This is a genomic window from Paenibacillus sp. sgz302190 (assembly GCF_059820445.1).
Genome location: NZ_JBZYAO010000002.1, coordinates 59,117 through 82,511, shown reverse-complemented (window position 1 = coordinate 82,511; position 23,395 = coordinate 59,117). Strand labels below are relative to the sequence as shown.

General features: G+C 43.5%; 23 protein-coding genes. 5 read left to right on the top strand and 18 right to left on the bottom strand.

Annotated features, from left to right (window positions below; genetic code table 11):
- Positions 1-19: 19 nt before the first annotated feature.
- Together AC6RNO_RS03885 and AC6RNO_RS03880 are read right to left on the bottom strand one after the other, a co-directional pair.
- On the bottom strand, positions 20-997 hold the full coding sequence (locus tag AC6RNO_RS03885; RefSeq protein ID WP_497104688.1) for a hypothetical protein: 978 nt from the start codon (positions 995-997) through the stop codon (positions 20-22).
- A 243-nt stretch (positions 998-1,240) separates the two neighbouring features.
- Entirely contained in the window at positions 1,241-1,549 is a 309-nt protein-coding gene (locus AC6RNO_RS03880; RefSeq protein WP_497104687.1) for a hypothetical protein, read from the bottom strand.
- Between the two features lie 145 nt (positions 1,550-1,694).
- On the opposite strand from AC6RNO_RS03880, the gene AC6RNO_RS03875 reads away from it, so the two are divergent.
- Complete coding sequence (locus tag AC6RNO_RS03875) at positions 1,695-1,868, top strand: Arc family DNA-binding protein (protein ID WP_497104686.1); 174 nt, start codon at positions 1,695-1,697, stop codon at positions 1,866-1,868.
- Positions 1,869-2,179: 311 nt separating this feature from the next.
- Here AC6RNO_RS03875 and AC6RNO_RS03870 read toward each other — a convergent pair whose 3' ends face one another.
- Genes AC6RNO_RS03870 through AC6RNO_RS03860 form a run of 3 tightly spaced genes read right to left on the bottom strand, consistent with a single transcriptional unit; the run spans position 2,180 to position 9,107 of the window.
- Positions 2,180-5,263, bottom strand: a complete 3,084-nt coding sequence (locus AC6RNO_RS03870) for a type I restriction endonuclease subunit R, EcoR124 family (RefSeq protein ID WP_497104685.1) — start codon at positions 5,261-5,263, stop codon at positions 2,180-2,182.
- Positions 5,264-5,280: 17 nt separating this feature from the next.
- Positions 5,281-6,546: a restriction endonuclease subunit S gene (locus AC6RNO_RS03865; RefSeq protein ID WP_497104684.1), complete on the bottom strand. Its 1,266-nt coding sequence runs from the start codon at positions 6,544-6,546 to the stop codon at positions 5,281-5,283.
- Positions 6,546-9,107, bottom strand: coding sequence for a type I restriction-modification system subunit M (locus tag AC6RNO_RS03860; protein ID WP_497104683.1), 2,562 nt, complete (start codon positions 9,105-9,107; stop codon positions 6,546-6,548). The genes AC6RNO_RS03865 and AC6RNO_RS03860 overlap by 1 nt, the downstream gene beginning before the upstream one ends.
- Before the next feature lie 671 nt (positions 9,108-9,778).
- Between AC6RNO_RS03860 and AC6RNO_RS03855 the strand changes: the two genes are divergently transcribed.
- Together AC6RNO_RS03855 and AC6RNO_RS03850 are read left to right on the top strand one after the other, a co-directional pair.
- Positions 9,779-10,051 (top strand): hypothetical protein, encoded by a 273-nt coding sequence (locus tag AC6RNO_RS03855; protein ID WP_497104682.1) that lies wholly within the window; start codon positions 9,779-9,781, stop codon positions 10,049-10,051.
- Between the two features lie 75 nt (positions 10,052-10,126).
- A complete protein-coding gene (locus AC6RNO_RS03850; protein WP_497104681.1) occupies positions 10,127-10,765 on the top strand; it encodes a hypothetical protein in 639 nt (212 codons plus the stop codon).
- Between the two features lie 375 nt (positions 10,766-11,140).
- Here the strand turns inward: AC6RNO_RS03850 and AC6RNO_RS03845 are convergent, their stop codons facing one another.
- From AC6RNO_RS03845 to AC6RNO_RS03825, 5 genes are all read right to left on the bottom strand, one after another.
- Positions 11,141-11,419 carry a hypothetical protein gene (locus tag AC6RNO_RS03845; RefSeq protein WP_497104680.1) on the bottom strand — a complete coding sequence of 93 codons (279 nt, stop codon included), beginning with the start codon at positions 11,417-11,419 and terminating at the stop codon, positions 11,141-11,143.
- Positions 11,420-11,461: 42 nt separating this feature from the next.
- Positions 11,462-13,018 (bottom strand): tetratricopeptide repeat protein, encoded by a 1,557-nt coding sequence (locus tag AC6RNO_RS03840; protein ID WP_497104679.1) that lies wholly within the window; start codon positions 13,016-13,018, stop codon positions 11,462-11,464.
- Between the two features lie 180 nt (positions 13,019-13,198).
- Positions 13,199-13,555 (bottom strand): GIY-YIG nuclease family protein, encoded by a 357-nt coding sequence (locus AC6RNO_RS03835; protein ID WP_497104678.1) that lies wholly within the window; start codon positions 13,553-13,555, stop codon positions 13,199-13,201.
- A gap of 120 nt (positions 13,556-13,675) precedes the next feature.
- Positions 13,676-14,977: a DEAD/DEAH box helicase gene (locus AC6RNO_RS03830; RefSeq protein ID WP_497104677.1), complete on the bottom strand. Its 1,302-nt coding sequence runs from the start codon at positions 14,975-14,977 to the stop codon at positions 13,676-13,678.
- Positions 14,978-15,883: 906 nt separating this feature from the next.
- The gene (locus tag AC6RNO_RS03825) at positions 15,884-16,090 is read right to left on the bottom strand and encodes a DUF2642 domain-containing protein (RefSeq protein WP_497104676.1); all 207 of its coding nucleotides are present in this window, start codon (positions 16,088-16,090) and stop codon (positions 15,884-15,886) included.
- 88 nt (positions 16,091-16,178) lie between these two features.
- Here AC6RNO_RS03825 and AC6RNO_RS03820 point away from each other — a divergent pair, with 88 nt between their 5' ends.
- The gene (locus AC6RNO_RS03820; protein WP_497104675.1) at positions 16,179-16,445 is read left to right on the top strand and encodes a thiamine pyrophosphate-dependent enzyme; all 267 of its coding nucleotides are present in this window, start codon (positions 16,179-16,181) and stop codon (positions 16,443-16,445) included.
- A 115-nt stretch (positions 16,446-16,560) separates the two neighbouring features.
- Here the strand turns inward: AC6RNO_RS03820 and AC6RNO_RS03815 are convergent, their stop codons facing one another.
- The 6 genes from AC6RNO_RS03815 to AC6RNO_RS03790 all read right to left on the bottom strand — a co-directional run bounded on the left by AC6RNO_RS03815 (position 16,561) and on the right by AC6RNO_RS03790 (position 21,411).
- Positions 16,561-16,983 (bottom strand): DoxX family protein, encoded by a 423-nt coding sequence (locus AC6RNO_RS03815; protein ID WP_497104674.1) that lies wholly within the window; start codon positions 16,981-16,983, stop codon positions 16,561-16,563.
- A 169-nt stretch (positions 16,984-17,152) separates the two neighbouring features.
- Positions 17,153-17,821 (bottom strand): response regulator, encoded by a 669-nt coding sequence (locus AC6RNO_RS03810; protein ID WP_497104673.1) that lies wholly within the window; start codon positions 17,819-17,821, stop codon positions 17,153-17,155.
- Positions 17,818-19,044: a histidine kinase gene (locus AC6RNO_RS03805; RefSeq protein ID WP_497104672.1), complete on the bottom strand. Its 1,227-nt coding sequence runs from the start codon at positions 19,042-19,044 to the stop codon at positions 17,818-17,820. Before AC6RNO_RS03805 ends, AC6RNO_RS03810 begins: the two co-directional genes overlap by 4 nt.
- A 146-nt stretch (positions 19,045-19,190) precedes the next feature.
- Entirely contained in the window at positions 19,191-19,670 is a 480-nt protein-coding gene (gene rlmH / locus AC6RNO_RS03800) for a 23S rRNA (pseudouridine(1915)-N(3))-methyltransferase RlmH (protein WP_474682336.1), read from the bottom strand.
- A 120-nt stretch (positions 19,671-19,790) separates the two neighbouring features.
- Entirely contained in the window at positions 19,791-19,958 is a 168-nt protein-coding gene (locus AC6RNO_RS03795; protein ID WP_497104671.1) for a CxxH/CxxC protein, read from the bottom strand.
- A 238-nt stretch (positions 19,959-20,196) separates the two neighbouring features.
- Complete coding sequence (locus tag AC6RNO_RS03790; protein ID WP_474682334.1) at positions 20,197-21,411, bottom strand: S1C family serine protease; 1,215 nt, start codon at positions 21,409-21,411, stop codon at positions 20,197-20,199.
- A gap of 143 nt (positions 21,412-21,554) precedes the next feature.
- Here AC6RNO_RS03790 and AC6RNO_RS03785 point away from each other — a divergent pair, with 143 nt between their 5' ends.
- Entirely contained in the window at positions 21,555-21,770 is a 216-nt protein-coding gene (locus tag AC6RNO_RS03785; protein ID WP_474682333.1) for a hypothetical protein, read from the top strand.
- Here AC6RNO_RS03785 and AC6RNO_RS03780 read toward each other — a convergent pair.
- Positions 21,739-22,536, bottom strand: a complete 798-nt coding sequence (locus AC6RNO_RS03780) for an MBL fold metallo-hydrolase (RefSeq protein WP_474682332.1) — start codon at positions 22,534-22,536, stop codon at positions 21,739-21,741. The two genes, AC6RNO_RS03785 and AC6RNO_RS03780, sit on opposite strands and share 32 nt — an antisense overlap.
- Positions 22,537-22,570: 34 nt before the next feature.
- Positions 22,571-23,386: a two-component system regulatory protein YycI gene (gene yycI / locus AC6RNO_RS03775; RefSeq protein ID WP_474682331.1), complete on the bottom strand. Its 816-nt coding sequence runs from the start codon at positions 23,384-23,386 to the stop codon at positions 22,571-22,573.
- Positions 23,387-23,395: the final 9 nt, after the last annotated feature.

Here is a 23,395-nt window from a genome sequence, read left to right as displayed (position 1 = left end):
ACACCTCCCAATTTAAAATTCAACCCACAGATTCAACGGAATCTTGCAATTTATCCAAGTAACAGATTTTAAAAATTGCATCTACAATGTTATCAATAACTGCTTGAGTTACTATGGTAGATTTAAACTTAAAAATACCGGATTTTAGGTTGATTTCGAAAGTAACAGGAAACCCCAATCCCGTCACAATATCAGTAAATTCCTCTAAATGAACAACAACGTCCAGTTTATTATCTGTAGGTAACTGATTACTTGCAATAAACTCCTTAATTTTCTCGGTTAGCTCATCAGTTGCCAAATCAATAGAACCCCTTGCACTATTAAAACGAATACTTCCCAATGTCGCAGGAAGGCCAATGTGTTCCGAGGAGACAGTAGCTTGCATAAAGTTTTTAATTGCTATTGCATCCGTACTACTGACCTTTGTTAGCCTTTCAGATTCAACTTCTCCAGTATACTCAAGCAAATAGGTAGCATAAGCCGTAATTTTCTTCATTTGTGAACTTGAACAACGATATTCAATAATTTTATTATCAAAATGAACGACAATTGGTACAATATATGCATATTCATCGACTACAGAGTTATTCCAACCTTGCTTTCGAGTTGAATATTTTCTCTGCACTGTATTTATGTAAACAGTATTTCCATCTGCATATATTCCACAAATCTGAATAGAATCGTCTAATTGGACTCTCCAATTTATTCTCTCCGGCGCATCAACGGGTATTATTTCACGTTCAATTAGTCCTTTAATGAATTTTTCAGGAGTGTTGTTTTTATCGGGAAAGCTTGTCAAAGGTCTATCTATAACAAGCCCCGAAGCATTTGTCGAAAATGACGTTTGTTTTATAAGATAAATTAGGTCTTGTTCATGTCCAGAAGCTATGAGCAATGAAATAGTATTTTCAATACTTGCTCCTCTAACAACCTTGATATCTTTTATTTTTGCTAGTTGTCTTATTAATTTATCAGGAATACCTTGATATTTATGCATGAACGAGAGCCCCCAACTACTATTATGGCCCTAATTGGTTGATTCAATGGGGCCATTTATACTGGTTCTCCCTATTTTATACCATAAATCCAATAAAATCCATCACTAGTTTTTGAAAGATCGTTGCCGTCCATTATGGTAGGGTTCAACTTAACGGAGCTATCGGCGAAAAATCCGCCGTGGCTTGGTTTTTATATGATACCGATGTCCTCTTCGAATAACCTTCAAGAATCTCTTATCTGTTTAGAATTTATCCTCATTTTCCATCGCTACTGACAGTCTTCGATTTAAGCATACTCCATCTATCAATCCTTGCCTGTACATAATTTCAATGACTAGTGCCAATTGTGCTTGTTCTTTCTCTTCATAAGAAAATAGTATGGGGTGTTGGTCTATTGGAACATACTTAAAAATCTCTTTTAATAAGGATTGAAGTTCTTTAGATAATTCTTGATATCCCTCATCTTGCTTCAGAACGTTATTCCCAATTTCATCTGTTCTCATAGCAATAAAATCACGCAAATAAGTTCTAAGACTCTTTATCAAACCCAACACTTCCCCTCCAAAAGTGACATCAAAGTGAATGCTTGATATTAAACATTGTAAGGTGATTTCACTTAGATGTCAACGTGATCGTATATCCATTCCATTCATATTGGTATAATATTGACATCACTTTGAAGGGGTATTGGTTTTTATGGCCACAAATAAACGGGTCTTTACCTTACGATTAGAAGAAGAAAATTTTGAGAAAATCAAAATCATTGCGGATAAAAACAAACGTTCCATTGCCATGCAAATTGAATATCTCATCGAGCAACACATCGATGAATTTGAACGCGAGAACAGGATTATTAAAATTGAAAAGTAATATCAACCTCATTGAATCCTAAACTATTGTTTTTACATCGGTTCGACTAATGTTATTATCTACGAACTTTGGAAACACTCCATCATACCAACCTTTCCTTGAACTAAAATGTGGTCGTTCGCATTGTCTGTATAGCTTTCGGGTGTTGGCAATTGACCATAGTAATTTGCACAACGTCCTCAAGTTTGTGCTGTTACCGAGTGAAAGTTAAAAAAGCCAAGGAATGTATCTCCTCGACTCTTATAATTAAACATATTCTGTTTTTACTGGTTATTATTTGTTTTCACCGTCACTTCAAAGCTACCATCAAGTTAACTATATTTTTGCTTGATTTCAGCAATCCACGCTGGAAGTTTGGTAGTTAGCGTCATATTATGTCTTAACAAGCTGCCTGCCGTTTGATTAGTCGCCTTACTAAAATCAACGCTGCTAATGAGCTCATTGATGTAAGGAATAACATCAGGCTGTAAAATAGAATATGAATTCACTGATTTGCCAAGTAAATCACGATCTAGTCCCCACTCCACACAAAAATCAATCACCGCATTCTGCAGCTTGCTTGCTTTCCAAACTTCAAACGCCTCATCAAAGTTCAGACCGCTTGACAAGTTACCAGGCACAAGCTCCGTATCCACAAATTCCTTCAATAGCTGTGCTTGCTCGTATTCCCCCATATTACTCAACTCTTGAATTTGTTCGTAAATAATACGAAGCGTTTCGCTATCCACCGTTTGTACGCCGTTCGGTGAGGTAATTTTTGAACCAATCAGACTAAGAATATGATTCGCATCGATGACTTGTGTTCCCGCTAGCTTTGTTTTTCCAACAAGTGGAATAATCAGTGCTGGCGGAGGTGGAGTGCCTGGCTTCCAAGTTAAGTTTTTATATGCACCGACATACTGCAACCAAGTGTGCTCATCCATACCAAAAGCTACATCATTCCACTTAAATTCATAGTATTGCTCTACTAAATTTAGCTGTTCGGCAGCATTTTTAAAAGCAAGTATAAATGCTTCTTTTTTCTCTTCATCATGCTCAATTGTCTGCCATTCAGTAGGATCAGGTAAAGTCGGAATCAGGCCAGCAACTTTTACCGCTAATTTTTTTACAGCAGTTTCATAGGTATCAACAATGGCCTTACTGCTCTTACCGCCGCTTCCATACAGCTTCAAAGCTTGATCTACGATTTGTTCGGTAAGCCGTGGATATTGGAAGTTGATAATCGTTCCAAACTCTTTATTTGAGCCAAACACACGATTTGTTCGTGAATAAGCCTGAATCAAACCTTGAAGCTCAAGCGAACGGTCAACATAAAGCGTATTAAGACGCTTAGAGTCATAACCTGTCAGTAGTTGGTCTGCCACAATCACGAGGTCTATATTCTTGGGATTTCGTCCGCTACCGCCTCGAGTGGCACGCTCCACGACATCTTCAAAGTAAGCATCCTCGCCATGTTTTTTATCGCCAGCAACAAACTCAATACCCGTAAATGCAGCGTAGTCCTTAAACATACCTTTTACAATTTTAGGGTCTATTGGCGTAGGATCATTTTCGTTATCGAAGCTAAACGTCATAGCAACGTTTAACTTTTTCCCGCGATCTGTCAGTTGTTTCTTGAACTCATCATAATAAGCAATCACGCGGCTTTTATAGGCCACTGTTAAAATCGCATTAAATTCTCTACCTTGTGATTGTGAGTCCCAGTTACTTAGAATTTCTTCAACTACACGAGGGATATGCGTTTCATCTTGGTATGTAAGCAATCCTCGTTTTTGAGCTTGCTTTTCAACCTCAGCCTCTGACATTTCTTGAACTTGGCGTTCGATTTCTCTATCCGTCATTTCAGGATGTTCTTCCTTGATCTTCTCAGCCAGTTGCTCTCTTAAATCATCGTAGCTCTTGAACTCTCCCGTGTTGATATAGTCAACGTGAAAACCTAATACGTTTTTATCGGCAATCGCCTCGTCAATCGTATATTGATGCAACTTGGGTCCAAATAGCTTTTCAGTTGTATTGATGACTTCGCTTTTTTCATCGACCTTTCCTTTGATCTTATTTTCATCAAATAAAGGTGTTCCGGTAAAGCCATAGAAAAGTCCATTTTTCTTGAAATATCTCTTAATGGTTCCCATCATCTGACCCATTGTCGTACGGTGAGCTTCATCGATGATAAAAACGATTTTCTTGTCTGCTAAACTTTGATCGTGAGCTTCTTCCAGTTCCTTAACTAAAGCATTCAGTTTGAAGGTTGTCGTTACCACAATTCCATTTTTAGCTGACTTAAGTATCTTTTTTAGCTGGTAGGTGTGCTTCGTATCATCAACGGAAACAGACTCGTAAGCAGCATACGCTTTGAAGTTTTCACTGGTACGATTGTCTAGCTCACGTCGATCAACAAGGAAGACAACTTTGTCAAATCCTACTCTAGTCGATAAAAACAAAGCGGTCTTAAAACTCGTGATGGTCTTCCCTGAGCCAGTTGTATGCCAAACAAATCCGCCATGTGGAACTTTTTCATCATTGTCCCAACCAAAAGCAGCACCTTCGACAGATTGAAGGGCATACACTTGATATGGACGCATCAGCATATGACGCCTGTTTTCTTCGTCTTTCGCTTCATCAATCACCAAGTAATCGCCCACCATTTGATGAGCCATTGGAATCATCAAAAAATGCTCCACTACTTTTTGCCAGTTGTTAATCGGTTTGTTGTCTTTATCTGACCAATGAAAGACGAAGCTCGGGTTAAAATCGCCTGCTGTTTTGGGAGTAGCAAAATATCGAGTGGCAATTTCAGAAGTGATGACCATCATCTGCGAAAATGCCATGAAGTTATTACTGTATTCGCCGTCACGATAGTAGCGTATAAACTGTCCAAATGCCTCGTCCAGCGTTTTGTCCGTACGCTTTTGCTCGATATTGATTAAAGGCAGGCCGTTGATCAGTAAGACAATATCAAAACGGTTATTGTTTGGCGTCTGTACTTCTCTAGCAATCTTATAGCATGAGTCTCCGCCGCGCACTTCGGCTTTTTTAAAAATGGTCAATGTGATTTGCTTTCTTGTGACTTTTGGGTTGTCATCACGGTAAATGCCATCAATCTTTCCTTTGGATTCTTCAATGGCTAGAATCTTTGCTGCCTCGTAGCTGTTGCTGATCCGATTAACTTTTGCCATCACTTGTCTGAACTCGTTATCCGTTAATTCCACACCCTCCAGTTGGTCGGCATTAATCCGGTTGAGTTCGCCACGCCAGTGAGTAACCAAATCAGCAACGGTTACCTTTTGAATATTTCCATTCAAGAAGTCGGGCGCTTTCCATTTATATTTTTCTAGTTCTTTAACAAAATTCTCTTGAAACGTTTTCTCTGCCGCACTTTTGGGTGCATTGCTCATGACTTACGCCCCCCCCTCTAAACAAACATTTCATTTAGGTATGCTTTTTTAATATTTTGTAGTTTTTCTAACTTACGCTGATGAAGGGCGATGAGATGGTCAAGGCTCTTAAAAAAGTCCCCAATCTTGGTTTGTTCTGCATTACTTGGAAAGCGAATCGGAACATCTTCCACTTCATTCTTGTTAATCTTTTTAGGAAACGCAATGTGTAAAGTTCGTTTATAAATTTCATTTTTCATAGCTGGCGAATGGATACTTGCTCGTAAGAAATATGGATTAAGTTTCTTTTTCTTCAGCAGAGCAAGGCTTACGTAATAGCCAATAGGTTCGTCAGATTCAACTACATTTGCAGTCCCAATGTCTCCAATACGGGTCATTAAAATGTCTCCTTTTTCTGGACGAACCTTGAACTCATTTTCAAATGCCTCTTTTGAAATGTATTTTTCAGATTGAAGTGTTTTGATATTTTCAACCGAAAGAAACATTATTCCTTCGTTCTTATAGTCAGGAGTTTGATGCGTTCCGTCATAAACATCCGTTACTTCTGATAGCTTCTCTTGTTCCCAAGCTTGAGTAAACCCGGCAAATCTCCGTTTTGGCACGCGCTCACCTTCAGCGGGAAACATTTCAGAAAGATAAGCAGATTTTAATGCTTTTGTCTTTTCTAACTTACGCTGATGAAGGGTGATAAGGTTATCGAGATGGGCGAAAAGCTTACCGATATTACGTTGTTCCTCCCTTGAAACAGGATACAAAACAGTAGTTTTCGCAAGATTTGACCTGCTTATTGCTAAGACTTTTACACCTTGCATTAAAGGCAGTAATTGCCTGTGATATGCCGAAGAGTTCATATAGTAGCCTAAATAGTTTTCCTGCATATTTGCCTTTGGTCTGCACACTATGGTATGCAATCCTGATACCACATAATCATTGCCTATTCCCGCTATTTCAGTAGCTTTTCCAACGGTTTCGTCTTCTGCCGTGTCAGCTATTATAACATCTCCATTCTTAAGCAAATGGCTCTTGTACTTCCTAATATCCCCATTAGTGATATACGGTATTTCATCTTTTACTACATCCGTTACAGCACCATATTTGACAAGGATATCGCCATAATGAACACTCTTAATCACGCCAATATCATAGTTCAACTCAGCTCTTGAAAGAGTATTGTTTGGTATGGAGTAATCAAACATATCCACAAACTTACGCTGTTCCCAAGCTTGAGTATTTTGAAACTCCTTAAATCGCCTCTTTGGCACTAAATTTGTTTGTTCTGTCATTATCCCGCCACCATTTCACTCATCAAGGCTTCAAACGCTGATTCTAGGCCACGACTTTCTTTATCAATCGCTGACAACGTATCGGCATAGCGATTGTTCAACATTTGCAGCGTGCTCAATTCCGTTTTTAGCGGCTTCTCTACTAATCCAACAATAGCATCCACGGTGTTGCCGAACCATTTTTCATACATCAAGTTGTCGATTTCTTCGTTGGTCAACGTTAGGATACGTTCCTGCACAGCTTCTTTGAGTGCTTTTTCATCTTCTTTCATGGCTTTGCTCAGCGCTGCTTTATCAGCAAATAACTTCTCAACTTTACTCAGTAGGTTATATTCAACCGTTCCCTTGCTCGCCTTCTTCAACTCTGCTTTGACTAATTTGTTTTCAAAGGCTTCCCCGGTTTCATTCAAGATTTCGCCTAAAGCATTGGCTTCATCGCTGTCTTCAACTTTTGCAGCCTCAACCAAGTCTGACAGCTCTGTTTCAATCTCTTGAATGCAAATATTTTTTGATTCGATTTCTGCCAACTCATCACGATATAAACGTTTCGCAATCAAATCATTGGGTACAATACTGCCAACCCAGCCGTCTTGCTCCTCACGTTTTTTATCGCCAGTTCCTTTAGTTACCATATTGGGCTCGCGAGTGCGTCCTGCTGTATAGAAATCACTTAACGCAATGATTTCCGTATCATGTGTCAATGCATTCTTCCAAATTTCAGCCACAATCTGATAGCCGTCATAAATATCCATATATTCGAACCCCGATAAAATCACCTTGATTTCAACAAGCATTTCGTCCATTAGTTGAGTCAAATTGGTCGTATTAGCTACGTTTCGCAAAATCGCCCAGTATTTCTCAATATAGGCCTTAGCTTTGCTTTCGATTTCCTTCGACTTTTCAACAATGCGCGAGTCGCTCAATATCTCCATAGAAATTTCATCTACCGATTTCGTAAGCTCAACATAGCCGTCACGAATTTCTCGCAAAGATTGTCCCAAAACATCTGACACGATAGACTGCAAAATCTTCAAGTCGTCAATGTTGTTTCGAGGAATCCCGCCAAGGAGGTGAGCATCCACATCATGAGGAATTTCTTCGTCAATCGCCTCAATATAGCGAGGAATATTCAGGTTATACTGATTGTCAAGTATTTCCTCACGAGTTGCTAAATGACTATACCCTTCCTCTTCTCTACGTTCAACATACGTATCAACAATTTTAGCGATGTCTTTTTCTTGCAGGACGTTTTGTTTCCCAACTTTAATATAGCTGCGAGAAGCATCAATGATTAAGACTGGTTCGCCGATGTTTCGGTTCTTCTTCAAAATGATTATAACTACCGGGATACCTGTATTGGTAAATAAATTGCTTGGCAAGCCGATGATGGTATCAATACGGTTTTTATCAATCAATCGTTTACGAATTTCTCCTTCAGATGAACCACGGAACAGAACTCCGTGAGGCAAAACAATCGCCATCGTGCCGTCTTGACCTAAGTGGAATAATCCGTGTAAAAGAAATGCATAATCCCCTTTAGAGTCTGGTGGCAACACCCCGGCATCTTCAAACCGAGGGTCGCTGACCTTTAACCCTGCTTTGTTCCAATTCTTTGCAGAGTAGGGTGGATTCATCACCACCGCCTCAAATTGCACGCCTTCATTTGGACGTTCTGGGTCCTCTGGCCAGTCATGAGTAAGTGTATCGCCATTTTTAATCGTCATCTTTTCTGGACGAACACCATGAAGCAGCAAGTTCATACGAGTCAAGTTATAGGTTGCTGTATTTTTTTCTTGTCCGTAATAGCTCAAATTCTCCTGAACATCTTTATTCAGATGCTTCTTAACCGTTAAAAGCAGCGATCCCGAACCGACAGTCGGGTCATAGATTGACTTGATACCTGGCGTTTTCGCCGCAATTTGTGCCATGACTTCACTGACTTGTCGCGGTGTGTAGAACTCGCCTGCCTTCTTCCCTGACTCCATCGCAAACTGACCGATGAGATACTCATACGCATCACCCAATACATCGCCTTTTTGCAATGCCACCATGTTCAAGTCTGCAAACAGCAAAATCAGTGCCTTGACACTTTTGCTACGTTCGTTTAAGCTGCTGCCTAAAGCAGTATCCGTTAAATCAAGCGTAGAGCTTGAGAACAACCCTTTGAAGTCATCCGAATCGCCAGACACGGCAATCGTACGCTCGAAGTTATTCAAGCTATCCGTTACTTTTTGAACTTCAAAATCTCCTGAATTGATGTCTTTTAACCAAGTCTGATAGAGATGCTCAGGCGCAACATAATAACCTAGCGCAATTTGAAGCAATTTATCAAGCTGTTCGCCGTATTCTGCTTTTGCCTCTGTGTACGCCTTAACCAATTCGGATTCAGTCATATTTCCTAAACCGCTGCTCTCTTTGAATGCTTCTAACGTCTTATCACTCAAAAACTTGTAGAACATCAACCCAAGCATATAATCTTTGTAACGGCTGGCATCCATTGAACCACGCAGTTCATTCGCCCCGTCCCATAATCTGCGTTTAATCTCTTCGGATGTAATCACTTCGTATCCCCCATTGATTTTTTTATTTTTTCAGCTCAGTACTATCATCAAGCACCAAGGATATATCGCCAAATTTATTTGCCGTGAAAACTCAGCTCAAAGCCGAAATAAGCAGTTGAGGAATTCAAACTAGCATGAAACGAAGATGAACGTGGAAAAGCATCTGAAAATCCTGTATTGTTGTAAGTCCTACAATACAACAAGAGGATATGACAGATGCCATTTCAGTATATCAACTAAAGGCTTGGATTACCAGAGCTGCAACTTCATAATATCGTATATATGGATGCCCCGAGAAGTTCATCTGGAGGCATCGCTAGTAGCCTACAAACAAGCTTGCCCTAAGCGTTCCAAATCTCCCCAATCGCGATCTGACGGTGTCCTTCGATCTGATGTTGAGGTTATGAAGCATGCGCTCCATATATACACAAAAGGACATTAGTAAATAAACCGCTATCCAAAAAAGAAGATTCTAAGGAGTACCATCGGTAAGGGAAATTTTCCTGAACCCAATCTATAAAACTAGCCATATAGAAAAATATTCCTTAATCTGGTAAACTATATCAGATAACACCACAAGTGGGGGAGGATAGTATGCGTAAGGTTGTACTTACATGTTTGTCAGCACACCGCTAGGGAGTCGGGATTTATAATAATTGGAGGATAATTGAATGATAAATAATCAAAACAATTTTAAGCAGTACATTGACTGGTTCTTTAAGGTCGTATCAATTCTTTTAGCTGCTAGAGGATATTGGATGGTTATGCATAGTACCGAAATGGGGAGAGAAGCTTTTGGACTTTATATTTTAAATTCTAAAATAAGTGATGTCGATTCTTCAACATACCAAACGTTACTCCAATCATTTATACAGTCATATCAGTTTTCAGGAATAGCTTTTTTATCTATTGGACTATTAAGTCTATTAAGGAAAATTAAATAAATATTTACATATTATTGAAATTATAGTACGATTTATTATGTAAGAAATGGAAAAAGAAAAGGAGAAGATAGTATAATGAAAAAGCTATTGTTTAAAAGTCTTATCAGTGCATCAATTGTAGCTAGTGCAGTTGCAATTCCTGCATCCGCATTTGCTCAGACTTCGAATTTAACTCAGCAAGTACAACCAGATAAAACGGAATATATTACAGTTAATGGGCAACAAGTTCCTGTATTCTACTTTGATGACAACGAAAAAGCATTAAAATTCCAGGAACAACGACACCCGAAAACACTAGCCTCAAAATCTACGCCGTTATCATTCGCAGCAGCAGACAACAAGTTTAATTTCGGCTATGCGGGAACTGTGGACTATGACTTCACTAATACTTTTATGGCTAATAACACCGATGCCGAGCAAAGTATGTCTACAGCAATTACAAGGAATCACACGACAAAAATCAGTATATCTGCAACCGCAGAGTTTACTAAAGCTTTTAAAGCCACCTTCGGATACGAGATCCAGAACAGTTATCAATATGCCAACACATTTAATCTTAAAGTCCCCGCAAAGAAAAAAGGTCTAATAACAACTTTTAATCATGGTGATTATTATACAGCTCAGGTTAATAGTAAAGGTGTTTCTATAAACAGACCTACAGCAAATGAAGGATCGGAATTATATATTGTAAATTTGAATTTCCCTGAGACCTGAATTGTGCTGGCTATATAACATTTAGAAGGAGCTGCGTCGGCAGCTCCTATTTTATATGCTCTTTTAGCCTTCAGTAGCAGACTTGTCTTCCCAGAGCCCCTCCGACCAAACACAATGTGATTTCTTTTGGACATTGCGCGACTCAATGTTCCAGACGCTGATTCAATAATATCTAGATGGACAACAAATAAAAAATTCCTACTTTCTACATGTTATCCATTTATCCGACGACATTTATAATTACTACTAATTTTTAGCCGTCACTTGTGATACGGTTCAGCTTAACGGGTCTATCGGCGAAAATCCGCCGCGGCTTGGTTTTTTATAATACCGATATCCTTTTCGAATAACCTTCAAAAAACTCTTATGTATGGTTTAGAATTTATCCTCATTTTCCATCACTACTGACAATCTTCGATTTAAGAATACTCCATCTATCAATCCTTGCCTGTACATAATTTCAATGACTAGTGCCAATTGAGCTTGTTCTTTCTCTTCATAAGAAAATAGTATAGGGTGTTGGTCTATTGGAACATACTTAAAAACCTCTTTTAATAAGGATTGAAGTTCTTTAGATAATTCTTGATATCCCTCATCTTGCTTCAGAACGTTATTCCCAATTTCTTCTGTTCTCATAGCAATAAAATCACGCAAATAAGTTCTAAGACTCTTTATCGTAACATTCCGATGGCGGAACTATTCTGACTCAAATCTGTGTAACAACTCCAGTGCTTCTTCATGATCAGGCTCATGCTTTAATAACATTCTAGTGTAATTCAAAGCATCTTCTTCTAATTCTAACTCAAAGCAACAAATAGCCAGACAATAATATACAGTGGATACGATCTTCTCTTGATCTTCATGTATTGATATTTCTAAAAACCGTTTGGAGTCCCCGTACATTTCCATCTCAAACAGTAACAATCCAGCCTCAAGTGCGATGTCATAACGCTGCTCCATTACGTAGTACGACGCCCACATAAGCTGTATACCCCGAAAAATATCCTGCTTTTCCTCATCATTTGCATCTAGTAACAGGCTAGAAACCTGCTTCGTGCTCTGAATGAAGAACTCCGCGTCATATCCACCTAAACGCCAAAAACTTAATATTTGCTGAAGTTCCATGCTATCTAGATTGAGGTCTACCCATTCCTTCAAGCTAAAAAATTCGTCCGGACCAAAGCGCTCAATAAATCGACGATAAGCTAATCTTGTCTGCAAGTAGTCCATCGGTGTATCCATATTGATAATACAACCAATATTTATATTTTTATAATGATGCGGGGGAAATAACGCGAGGGCTCCGCTCTGTTCCATAACTTGCTGAATCGCATGGTAGTTTGCTGTTAAAGAAAAACTTCCATGTAGGATCAATTCCGGTGGTTCCGCGAATTTCCAGTTTTCAAGTAAATGATCCCCTTTGTCTGCTGTTATTAATAGAAATCCCTCCTGCGACAACTGGTTCAAACGTTCTAAACAAGTTAATCCGGCGACTGGAAATAAAAAATGCGAATCTTCCAATTGTTCCTGATATATGGCAATGACATCACGATAAGGATAAGTTTCTTGCTCATACTCCGGCGCCCGCCGATGCTTATAATGTAAAGATATTTGATCAAGTAATTCTGATGGTTTAAGTGAATCCTTAAGTTTAGGATACTCGATGAAAACGTCGGCTTCGTAAATTTTGCCTTCTGCCACATAAAGCAGCTCTTGCGGAATACTATCAAAAAAGTAGTTAGCTACAATGACAAAAGGCTGTTTTAAATCTCCTTTACTAATGGTTGCGTCTGATACAATCAAATTCAGAACCGTGTCATGAACAGCATCAAATCGTGCAAAATCGAGTATTCCTTTGGCAATAAAAGCTTGTAGAGCTGGATGATCCCTCCATGCCAACACATTGTTCATCGCCAAATCCGTCATGATATATCGAAACGAAGGTAACGTTATCCCTGCATAGTCAATCAACTGACATAACTCGTGTAACACATGGAAAGCAAAACGCCCCGCTCCTGCTCCAAGCTCCACAATAAGAACAGGCTCTGAGCTATCTTCCTTATTTGCCCGGTCTTGAAGAAAGCCGAATATCATTTCTGCATAGGCCGCAGCGATCATTGGATTGCACGTGATATATTGAGGAACTTGGTCGTTGTTCCAAGCCTTCAATCCTTCTTGTTCATAATATTCTCTCTGAATATTCCATATAGGTGCTTCACTAAATCGGTAACGTTGTTTATTATGAATTGTCATTTAAACGATTTCCTGTCCTCTGGAAGTTATTCGATTCCTGTATATTCATTTTCTCTAACTAACCTTTAATGCACTCCATGCCATAAACAACTTGCCGGGCTCACAAAGAGGATACCTCGCACTAATTAACAAAGAGCCCGATTAGGAGGGGCTCAAATTTGTTTTACGTATCATTTCTCCTTATTTGTATAACACTTTATCTATATTGTATCTGGCCTTGAGTTCATTAATAATAAATGTTTCATAAATTTCTCTATGAACGGGGTCCTCGACAATACAAACCTCGATTTTGGTAACTTCGCCCCTGTAATTTTTCATGATGGATACTGTATCTTCAAAATGTTTTTTGATTCGGGGTCTTAGCTTTCGTGCTTTGCCAACGAATAGGAGATCATCCCGATCATTGTAAAACATAAAAATCCCCGCTTTATCTCTTGAAATCAGGTGAAAATCCGTAAACCCATAAATATTGCTTAACTGAGGGTCTTTCTGTTTGTATATGGTGACATCCGGTGTTGGAATCGTTATTTGTATCATGTACATTCACTCCCTTTTTATTATTAATTCCTTATTGGTATAACCCATTATTAAAACTGCCTATGCTCCTGCTTGTCGCGGTCGTCATGACCCGCACTAGTTCTTTAAAAAGATGTTGATTTAGGACCGCCGTCTCCAGCGACGGCCGGAACCTCCGAAGGCTCCTTTTCTGCCGGCAGAGTCGTTTCGATTAGCGCCTTCGCGATGGCCGCGGGTGACACAATCCTCGGAAGATGTGACGCTGGTTCTGATCTCCCTAACTGCCGTCGGAGTCGATTCATTAATTGTCATCGGATACGGGTGATCCCCAATCACCGGAATCTTCTGCTTGGTCAGCTTCTCGATATCTTTCAGATAAGGAATCTCCTCGTACTCGCAAAACGAAATCGCTATCCCGCTTAATCCCGCTCGTCCGGTGCGGCCGATCCGATGCACATACGTCTCCGGGATATTCGGCAAATTGTAGTTAATGACGTGCGACAGCTCCTCAATGTCGATGCCTCGGGCCGCAATGTCTGTCGCCACCAGCATGCGAGTCACACCTTGCTTGAAGTTATTCAGTGCAGCTTGGCGGGCGTTCTGCGACTTATCGCCGTGAATCGCCTGCGCGGTAATCTTCGCCTTCGTCAAGCCCCTCACCAGCCTGTCCGCGCCATGCTTCGTACGGGTAAACACAAGCGCGGTCTCGATCGACTTGTCTTGTAGCAGGTCGATCAACAGCGGCAGCTTATTCGGCTTGTCCACAAAGTAGAGTGTCTGCTTGATCCGCTCCGCCGTCGAGGAAACGGGCGTAATTTCGATTTTCATTGGATTCGTCAGCAGCGAGTCTACCAGAGACGTGATCTCGGGCGGCATCGTCGCCGAAAAGAACAGCGTCTGTCGTTTGGCAGGTAACTTGGCGATAATCCTTCTCATGTCGTGAATGAAGCCCATATCTAGCATGCGGTCTGCTTCATCCAGCACGAGAATCTGCACGTGACGCAGATCGGCGAACCCTTGGTTCATCAGGTCGATTAGTCGGCCCGGCGTCGCTATCAGAACGTCCATGCCTTGCTCCAGCGCCTGCTCCTGTGCTTTTTGCGAGACGCCGCCTAAAATCACGGCACTTCGCAGATTCGAAAAGCGTCCGTAAGATTTAAAGTTGTCGGATATCTGAATGGCCAGCTCTCGCGTAGGCGTCAGGATCAGCGAACGAATGACGCGCTTGCCGCTCGGTCGCCCCTGCTGCGCGCTCAGTAGTTGGATAATTGGCAGCAAGAACGCCGCTGTCTTGCCGGTCCCCGTCTGAGCGCAGCCAAACAAATCACGGCCCGCCAGCACCGGCGGAATTGCCTGCTCCTGAATGGGAGTGGGCTGTGTATAATTTTCCTTGGCCAGCGCTTTAAGAATGGGGGGAATCAGTTTCAATTGTTCAAATGTCATAATATCTCCTTCGTCATGCCACCGTCGATGCGGAAGTTTCCCTTCTTGCATTATACACCAGATACGAGGTGGCGCACTGCTTTCTCTGTATCGGCAATTTCTACTTAAAATGTATAGACGGAATCCTTAAGAGCGACCCCTGGTTTTTGGGCTTCCCTGTTTATCATAAAAATTCGCCTCATTTGTGATAGGGCTCAGCTTAACGGGTCTATCGGCTAAAAACACAAAAGGAGCTGTCGCGCCGCGACAAGCTCCTAGAAATCCAGTTGATTAATGTAACACTGCTTTTTTGCTCCGCACTCCTTTCAATTCTCCGCCGATTCGACAATGATTATCGAACCATTCATTCGTAATGAGAAGCATTACCGGCGATTTTGAGAGCAAGGAAAGCTGAAAACATCTGTAATGAGAGCAAACGGAATTTCAATCGTGTTAAATGTCCGATCAACTCCGCTATAAATCCGCAAACGTACCCCATTTGGCCCTACGCTCAACAAACAGCCTGTAAATGATCCAATTAATGTGCGAACTACAACTACGCTACCTGCCAAGACTCGAGCCAATCTCCTTACCCTTCTTTGTGTAGTGGCAGATACTCTTCTTGAAGTTGTAACTTTTAATCCACTGGTCATTCTCTCAGCTCCCTAATCTAGGATTGATTTTCACAAGGAAGCTAATTTTTTGGGATACACTAAGCAATATCACCTCTCGCCGAAAAGCTTCCATATACATATAAATGTCAGGTCCACGAAGCTTGCGATGGATAAATGCTGATAAGCGTGGGAATTGATAAAACGGCCCATCGGAAGCCATTTACAAACGGATAAAAGCAAAAATTAAACGGCATGAGCCCTGTGAAATACCGAACTTGGGGTCACTTCAGGGTATTCCGGCTCTCGTCATTGCTTAGTTCTCATCTGCTTTTTCAAAATAAACGATTACACTTAATCGAATGTGATGCATTTTTCCATGAACTACAAGAGCTACGTGATCCATGAAAACATCATTCAAAGTACCTACTAATTTGCCGACAGTTGTCGTGATGACAATCATTAACCCAATGTGTTGGGTCAAATGCTCAGTAAATTTGGGTTCCACAGCTGTCGTGTACATAACATTTTTCGGTAATACCAGGGCTTCCTTGCGCTGTACGTCTTCATTCCGAAAATAGTGCGGACCTGGGATGGGGAGCGTTTTCCTTATGTATCCTCGACATCAACCCATCGTTGCGAATAATGGCACGCTTGCTTCTGAAAAAAACAAAATGATCGCGGCGGGTTTAAACCCCTATGGAGTGGAACTCACCAACCCCGACTTTTCCATGTTGGCCAACGCATACGGTATCAAAGGCATCAAAGTTCAACAACTCCAGGCTTTACCGGATGCCTTGCGCGAAATGTATTCAGATCATCAAACGGTGTTACTGGATGTCCACATTGCAGATCCTTCACCGATTGCCGCATTTTAATTCGTAGCCTGGAGGGAGCAAGCAAACATATAAAGCCTCTATTCCGTCATTTGGAATAGAGGCTTATATGTTTCACACTCCCGTTGTTTAATATCATGGCGGTCCCCAACGTTCTTCAGAAGACTTTGGGTTGAATGTTGGTCGCCATTACCCCTTTCTCACGGCTTTCGTTCATGCTTCTCTCCATTTTCAGCAGCAGAAAATATGACAACATAACGAATGTAAAGACCACGACTGACTTTATACTTCCCATGGGATTGCCGACAGCCATCTCGGACCAAAAAGCAGAAATACAATCTATAGTCAGGCCGGCATACGCCCACTCTTTCACCCTGTAATATTTAGGGACCAGCAGAACAATGATGCCAATAATTTTTGCCACTCCAAGAAGAGTCAGGAAGTAAGCCGGGTAGCCAAGAAGTTGCGTAGTTTCCATGAAAGTTTTAGGCGAATGACTAATCTCATTGAAGGCACTGATTACGAATCCTATTAGCGTGCAAGCCGTAATGATCCAGTAAGTGATTTTAATTTTTTTCATCTTGGTAAACTCCTCTTTTAGTTTTTTTGATTTCCTTCTTGTAATTTAATTCTAGCTGGAATTGGAAATGGGCAAAGCTGTGAAAAGTCATGAATTTACAAAGAAAAGGGCAGAACGTTTGTGCGCTAAAGCATGATGGATCTCATGCTCTATGCCAAAAGTCATGCCCTTATTGGATGAATGCTTGATGACGGACTGCAAAGAGTGCAGCCTGTGTTCTGTCTCGCAGACCAAGCTTGGCTATGAGGTTTGAAACGTGGTTTTTCACTGTGCCTTCCGTGATGACAAGTATTCCTGCAATCTCTTTATTATTTAACCCCTGACCCAATAAAGCGAGGATCTCATTCTCACGTTCGGTCAGAGCCGCTAAAGTGACAGATTCTGTGCTGAGGGAATCTCGTTTATCCATGTTCGATTTCGACATTTTTTTAAACTCATTCAGTAGCATGGACGTTAAATCGGATTGAAGCACCGTTCCTCCGTTATAAACTGTTTGAATGGCACTGACGATCGCCTCGGATGGCATATCCTTCAACAAATAGCCATGGACGCCTTTTTCCAAAACCCGCATAATTAACTCCACGTCATCGAAGGTTGTCAGAATTAGGATCTTTGTCTCAGGTAAATGCTTTAAGATCAACTGGGTTCCTTCGATGCCGTCCATTCCCGGCATTCGGATATCCATCAGCACCACGTCCGGCCGCCATTCCAGCGCTTTGGCATAGGCATCTCTCCCGTCAACTGCCGTTCCAACCACTTCCATACCCGGTTCAAGAGCGATTAGAGCAGCCAGACCCTCTCTCATGAGCCGCTGGTCATCTACGATCAAAATTTTCAATACTGGACACGCTCCCTTTCCACTGCAGAATAGGGAAATGCCCCTTCGACAGCAAATCCTTCGTTCCGATCCAGGTTAAATCGTACCTCCCCATTCCACTCCCTCGCCCTTTCCTGCAATCCGATTAAACCAAAACCCGGCTTCAGTTCATCAGGAACCACCCCGTCATTACGTATGCTCAGCGAAAATCCGCTCTCCGAATAGACCAATGACACGTTCACATTTTTGGCATGCCCGTGCTTCTGCGCATTTGTAAGGGATTCCTGAACCATGCGATAAGCCATTAACTGGAGGTTGCGGGGCAGATCCACGGGAACTCCCTTTTTTTCAAAAGTGGTTTGTACGCCGGTCAATTTTGTAAACTCGGTACTCAACTTTTCGAGGCTGTCATGCAGGGATATGCCCCCCGCAGGTTCATCTCTGATGGCCCTTACCGACAGCCGGATCTCCTGAAGGGACGATTTGATTAACTCTTCACAATCTAGGTAAATTTGCTGACTACGTGTGGAATCCAACCCGCTCAGCTTGCGGCCCAACTGCATTTGAACCAATAATGACGTTAATTTATGGCCTACCGTATCGTGGATATCCCGTGCAATGCGCACTCTTTCCCTGGTCGCTGCCCACTCTTCCGTTTGAAGCGCATACTCCTGCAGCTGCTCATGAGACTGCATCAACATGGCATGCAGCTGCATTGCACTCTCCCGAGCGCGTTGATAATACTGGATAACAGCACTTACGATACCCGCGAATATAATAAACGAACAGGAAACAAAATAGCCGCTTTTATCGAGCTGATGGTATAAATACCAATCCATACTGCCCATCGTTAAAACATACACAGCAAGCAGCAAGACACAGGTAATGACCAGCATCCGAGTGCTCTTGATTACCATTTGAATCGCCAGGGCGGTAATCCCTATGAATAAATGATTCGGGAATTCGCTACTTATATAAACATAGCCATAAGCAGCCGATACCAGGAAATCGATGAGGAGAACGTGAAGAAGCCAATTCTGCCGTCTCTTCCTATTGAAATAAAATAAATTAATCCAAAGGAACATCAACAGTGAAATCACAACAATGCCAAGTTTCCAAAAAATCGTAAAAGAATGTTCAAAATAAAAAACACCGGTTAAAGCTAAATCAAAAATGAGCTTTAAGCCGAAAAGTAGCTTCCATGACAGGGAGCTATTTCTTATGTTCTTAACTGCTTGGATCATGCACTTCCTCACCTCACTTTATACCCGAATTCCATTACAATCCCATATTAGCACATATCCTGTGAGCGACACGAAAAATAAACGTAGTATTGAATCCAGGTTATAAGTTGGTTGGGGCTGCTCTAAAGCATTCACGAACATTTGCGTCATTTATGATACGGTTCCCCCCGATTTATCCGCATGGCGCGATAAATCTGTTCCACCAGCACCAGCCGCATCAGCTGGTGCGGGAGCGTCATGCGGCCGAAGGACAGCCGCATGTCCGCCCGGCGGATCACCTCGTCCGAGAGGCCGAGGGAGCCGCCGATGACGAAGGCCACCTGGCTGCGCCCGTAGGTGGCCAGCTTGTCGAGCGAGCTTGCCAGCTGCTCGCTCGTCCACATCTCGCCGTCGATGGCCAGCGCCACGACGTACACATCCGGGCCGAGCTTGGCCAGCAGCCGCTCGCCCTCTTTCACCCGCACCTGCTGTTCCTCAGCAGGGCTCATATTCTCCGGTGCCTTCTCGTCAGGCACCTCCACCAATTGCACCTTGGCATAAGGGCCAAGGCGCTTTACGTATTCCGCGATCCCGTCCGTGAGATAGCGTTCTTTCAACTTCCCTACGGCAAGTACTTGTATATGCATGCCCGTTCCTCCCTCGTATAGTAGTTCACAATCGGGGTTTTGAATGAATTTCCAGTTCCCTCAGGAACTGGGGCCGACTTCCCGCGCCTCACATGGAAAAAAGGAGGGCTTTCGCCCTCCTCATACAACCAGAAACCGCGCTTTTTCCTTGCAATGCTCGCAATGCTCCGGGGCCTCCCACTGGGCGAATTGCGTTTTCTGCAGATCGACGATGTCCGGCGCTTCTTCATACTCATCCACGAATTGATCGATCGCGATTTCCAAATGATCTTTACAAACTACATACATGCAAGTACCTCTTTCATCCTCGAAATCTGTCGGGCGGAGCTGCCTTTCGTCGCATTTCTGCCGACGATGGCTTCTGCGTGTGACTCCGTCATTCTGATTATTATAGTCTTCCACTCTCTTTATCGGACAAACTTCTTATTTCGTGCAGTTGCTGTCGAAACCGGCCCGCAAGGAGTCTATCCGACGGAGTTGCTTTTGTGCATACCCAATGCCCATCACGGACAGTGCCCGCTCCCTGCTATTTGTCGCCCGCTTCAGCCAGCGTGAGGGTCACGTTCTGCTTCTTGCCGCCGCGGTAAAAGGTGACGTTGATTTTATCGCCAATGTGTTTCTCGCCATATAAATATTTGCGCAGTGTGATCGTGCTGTCAATTTTGCGGTCGTCCAGCTGCACAATGACATCCTGCGCTTTGAGCCCGGCATCCTTCGCAGGTCCGGACACTTCGAAGACGATAACTCCAGTTTTCACCTCTGCCGGCAGCTTTAATACATCCGTTCCGCTAAAAGACTGCAGCTCCTGTGTGGAAACCCCCAGCAGCGGACGCTTCACCTTATGCTCGGTAATCAAGCTGTCCAGCACCGGCTTCGCCGCGTTGATCGGAATCGCGAAGCCGAGCCCTTCCACACCCATATCCGCGATCTTCATGCTGTTGATGCCGATCACTTTGCCTTCCATATTCACGAGCGGGCCGCCGCTGTTCCCCTGGTTGATCGCCGCATCCGTCTGGATGACATCCATCTCCCAATCGTAATCGCCTTCACGCGAAAGCGATACCGGAATCGTCCGTTTGGGGGAAGAAATAATGCCCTGCGTCACCGTCGGCGAGAAACCGAGCCCTAACGGATTGCCGACGGCAATCGCCGTTTCTCCCGCCTGCAGTTTATCAGAGTCACCGAATTCGGCAATGACTTTGATATCCTTTCCATCCGCTTCCAGAACAGCCAAATCGGTGATTCGATCTTTGCCGACCAGCGTCGCTTTACGGTGCTCTCCCTGAGAGTTGACGATTTCGAACTGCGTGCCGTTATCTACGACGTGATGATTCGTTACAATGCGAACCTTGTCGCCGTTCCGTCCAAAAATAACCCCCGAGCCGATCCCTACACCGCTTTCCGTACTACCCTTGTCTTCCTTCTTCATGCTGATTACGCTGACGACAGCCGGTTTCACCTTTTCCATCGCCGCAACCGCCGGTTCGGTCTTAACCGCCTGAGGTTGAGTTTCTACCTGCGCAGCCGCAGGGACGGCCACAGCCGGACTCGCCTGTTCGCCTCTAGTAAAGCCTCCAAGCCACAGCACCACAAGCATCAACAGCGCACCGCCCAGCCCGGCCAAGAGAACGATATTCAGCTTTCGATCCGTCAACCCGGCAAAAACATTCGACCCCCTGGGCCTTGAGATGCGCTCCCTTTTGGTTTTGGTCGAAAAAAAATCATCATCAAACAAACTCATTACCGGATCCCTCCCCGCTGACGGCGATGCTCTTTTTTACAAAAAACAGGAATGTTTCGATCAAATGCTGCCTACAATATTAGTAAATCAAATCTTTCAATCAAATGCTAGGGAAAAAAGTAGCTGAAAAAGGAGAATGCCCCATGAACCGAATTCATTCCCATTTAGATGAAATCAATTGGATCGGCAAGCTGGCTGATCTCAAGGAAAGCCATTACCACCAATCGCTCGTGCTCTCCTCCCTTATTCAGGTGTTGATCGACAAAGGCATCATTACCGCGCAGGAACTGCAGCAAAAAACCATAGAGCTCGACGCCGCGCTCGCGCCTACTCCGAATCCAGGGACTCCCATTTCGTAGGCCGGTCAAAATATGTATCCATCAGCCGCAGCTGCGACTCCGGAGCCCGCTCTTGTAATATGTTATTCACCGTCAGCCTGGCTAAATCCATTAAGTTATGATCGCGGCTGAGGTGCGCCATGTATACGGATTTGGTTTTGCCCGACATGACGTCACAGAGCGCTTCCCCTGCGGCTTCGTTGGATAAATGCCCTTTGTCGCCAAGAATCCGCCGCTTGATGCTCCATGGATAGTGGCCCATGCGCAGCATTTCCACGTCATGATTCGTTTCCAGCACCATCGCGTCCGAATCCGTAATCTTTTCCTTCACCTTGGAGCTCATGTAGCCCAAATCCGTGACCACGCTCAGCTTCTGCTCGCCCTCATGGAAGCAGTAGCCCACCGGCTCGGCCGCATCGTGGGAAATACCGAACGATTCCACTTTCAGCGTCCCAAAGTCCAGCATGGCGCCCGTCTCCATAACCCGCTTGTTGTTTTCCGCGATTTCGCCGATTTGGCGGTCCAGCTCTTCCCAAGTTTTCTCGTTGGCATAGATAGGCAGGTCGTATTTGCGGGCCAGCGCGCCCAAGCCTTTGATATGATCCGAATGCTCGTGGGTTACGAGAATCGCATCGATTGCGCCCGCGGCCAAATCGCGTTCTTTCATCAGCTGCTCCATCTTCTTGGCGCTGAACCCTACGTCGATCAGCAGCTTGGTTTCCCCGTTATCCACCACCGTCGCATTGCCCGTCGAACCGCTCGACAGCACCGTAAACCTTACTCCCATGATTCTGCTCCTCTATATTACCTCTTTGTTAAAATTATTCCCCGGACTTATCCCCGGCTTGCTTGCTATCCTTGCCGCCGGACGCGTCCTGCGGGCCGAACGGCATCGTTTCCGCGCCTTTTTGCGGAGGCTCTACGGCGCCGTTAAACGCCTGCAAGTAATAAATATCGCCATTATCGATCGTCACCCGCCAATGCGGGAACATCGGCTGAGTCTGCGAATTGTAGGGCTGGCTGTGGTAGCCGAGCCGGACTTCCGTAATGATCGAGCCTTCGCTCAAATAGTTCTCGACCAGGCTGCGCACGGCCTGCAGCGCCGAGATCAGCTTCTGCTCTTTTTGTTCTACCCCTGATTCTACTTCAACGTACGCTTGTTGGTAACTGGTAATTTCTCCATTTTCTTCGTTCAGCTTCACATTCACGTCGAACATCGGCAGCTGCCCGTAGGTCTGATTGAAGCTGTACACGCCGTTCTTGCTCGTGACCGAATCGAGCTGGTACATCTCAAAATGCGGAATCCCTAAGCTCGCCTGAACTTCCTTGGTGATTCCTTTGCCGAGGATGTTGGCTCTGGTCAAAGGCGTTTTGACCGGCTTTTTCTCGTTCGGCTTCATATTCTCATCGAATTTCACCGTGATGACCCTGATCTGCGGAACGTCTGTCGGAAGATTTTCCGTCAGGCGAATATTTTTGCTGCGCAGCACCCGGTTCAGCTCTTCCACCGTTCCCGAGGCGTCGGAGGCCGTCTCAATCTGCTTGTAAATATTGGTTGCCCACAGCTGGAAGCCGAGAATCATATTCAGCGTCAAAAAAGTGAGTATCAATATGGTTTTGGCCCGGCTCCATTCCATGGCTCCACC

Bases quoted from the DNA above. Each gene is read 5' to 3' on its own strand.
- AC6RNO_RS03825 (WP_497104676.1), bottom strand. From the start codon at position 16,090: ATGTACACGACAGCTGTGGAACCCAAATTTACTGAGCATTTGACCCAA.
- yycI (WP_474682331.1), bottom strand. From the start codon at position 23,386: ATGGAATGGAGCCGGGCCAAAACCATATTGATACTCACTTTTTTGACG.
- AC6RNO_RS03830 (WP_497104677.1), bottom strand. From the start codon at position 14,977: ATGACATTTGAACAATTGAAACTGATTCCCCCCATTCTTAAAGCGCTG.
- AC6RNO_RS03850 (WP_497104681.1), top strand. From the start codon at position 10,127: ATGAAAAAGCTATTGTTTAAAAGTCTTATCAGTGCATCAATTGTAGCT.
- AC6RNO_RS03815 (WP_497104674.1), bottom strand. From the start codon at position 16,983: ATGAAAAAAATTAAAATCACTTACTGGATCATTACGGCTTGCACGCTA.
- AC6RNO_RS03795 (WP_497104671.1), bottom strand. From the start codon at position 19,958: ATGTATGTAGTTTGTAAAGATCATTTGGAAATCGCGATCGATCAATTC.
- AC6RNO_RS03780 (WP_474682332.1), bottom strand. From the start codon at position 22,536: ATGGGAGTAAGGTTTACGGTGCTGTCGAGCGGTTCGACGGGCAATGCG.
- AC6RNO_RS03785 (WP_474682333.1), top strand. From the start codon at position 21,555: ATGAACCGAATTCATTCCCATTTAGATGAAATCAATTGGATCGGCAAG.
- AC6RNO_RS03805 (WP_497104672.1), bottom strand. From the start codon at position 19,044: ATGATCCAAGCAGTTAAGAACATAAGAAATAGCTCCCTGTCATGGAAG.
- AC6RNO_RS03790 (WP_474682334.1), bottom strand. From the start codon at position 21,411: ATGAGTTTGTTTGATGATGATTTTTTTTCGACCAAAACCAAAAGGGAG.
- AC6RNO_RS03855 (WP_497104682.1), top strand. From the start codon at position 9,779: ATGATAAATAATCAAAACAATTTTAAGCAGTACATTGACTGGTTCTTT.
- AC6RNO_RS03875 (WP_497104686.1), top strand. From the start codon at position 1,695: ATGGCCACAAATAAACGGGTCTTTACCTTACGATTAGAAGAAGAAAAT.
- AC6RNO_RS03870 (WP_497104685.1), bottom strand. From the start codon at position 5,263: ATGAGCAATGCACCCAAAAGTGCGGCAGAGAAAACGTTTCAAGAGAAT.
- AC6RNO_RS03835 (WP_497104678.1), bottom strand. From the start codon at position 13,555: ATGATACAAATAACGATTCCAACACCGGATGTCACCATATACAAACAG.
- AC6RNO_RS03840 (WP_497104679.1), bottom strand. From the start codon at position 13,018: ATGACAATTCATAATAAACAACGTTACCGATTTAGTGAAGCACCTATA.
- AC6RNO_RS03865 (WP_497104684.1), bottom strand. From the start codon at position 6,546: ATGACAGAACAAACAAATTTAGTGCCAAAGAGGCGATTTAAGGAGTTT.
- AC6RNO_RS03820 (WP_497104675.1), top strand. From the start codon at position 16,179: ATGTATCCTCGACATCAACCCATCGTTGCGAATAATGGCACGCTTGCT.
- AC6RNO_RS03885 (WP_497104688.1), bottom strand. From the start codon at position 997: ATGCATAAATATCAAGGTATTCCTGATAAATTAATAAGACAACTAGCA.
- rlmH (WP_474682336.1), bottom strand. From the start codon at position 19,670: ATGCATATACAAGTACTTGCCGTAGGGAAGTTGAAAGAACGCTATCTC.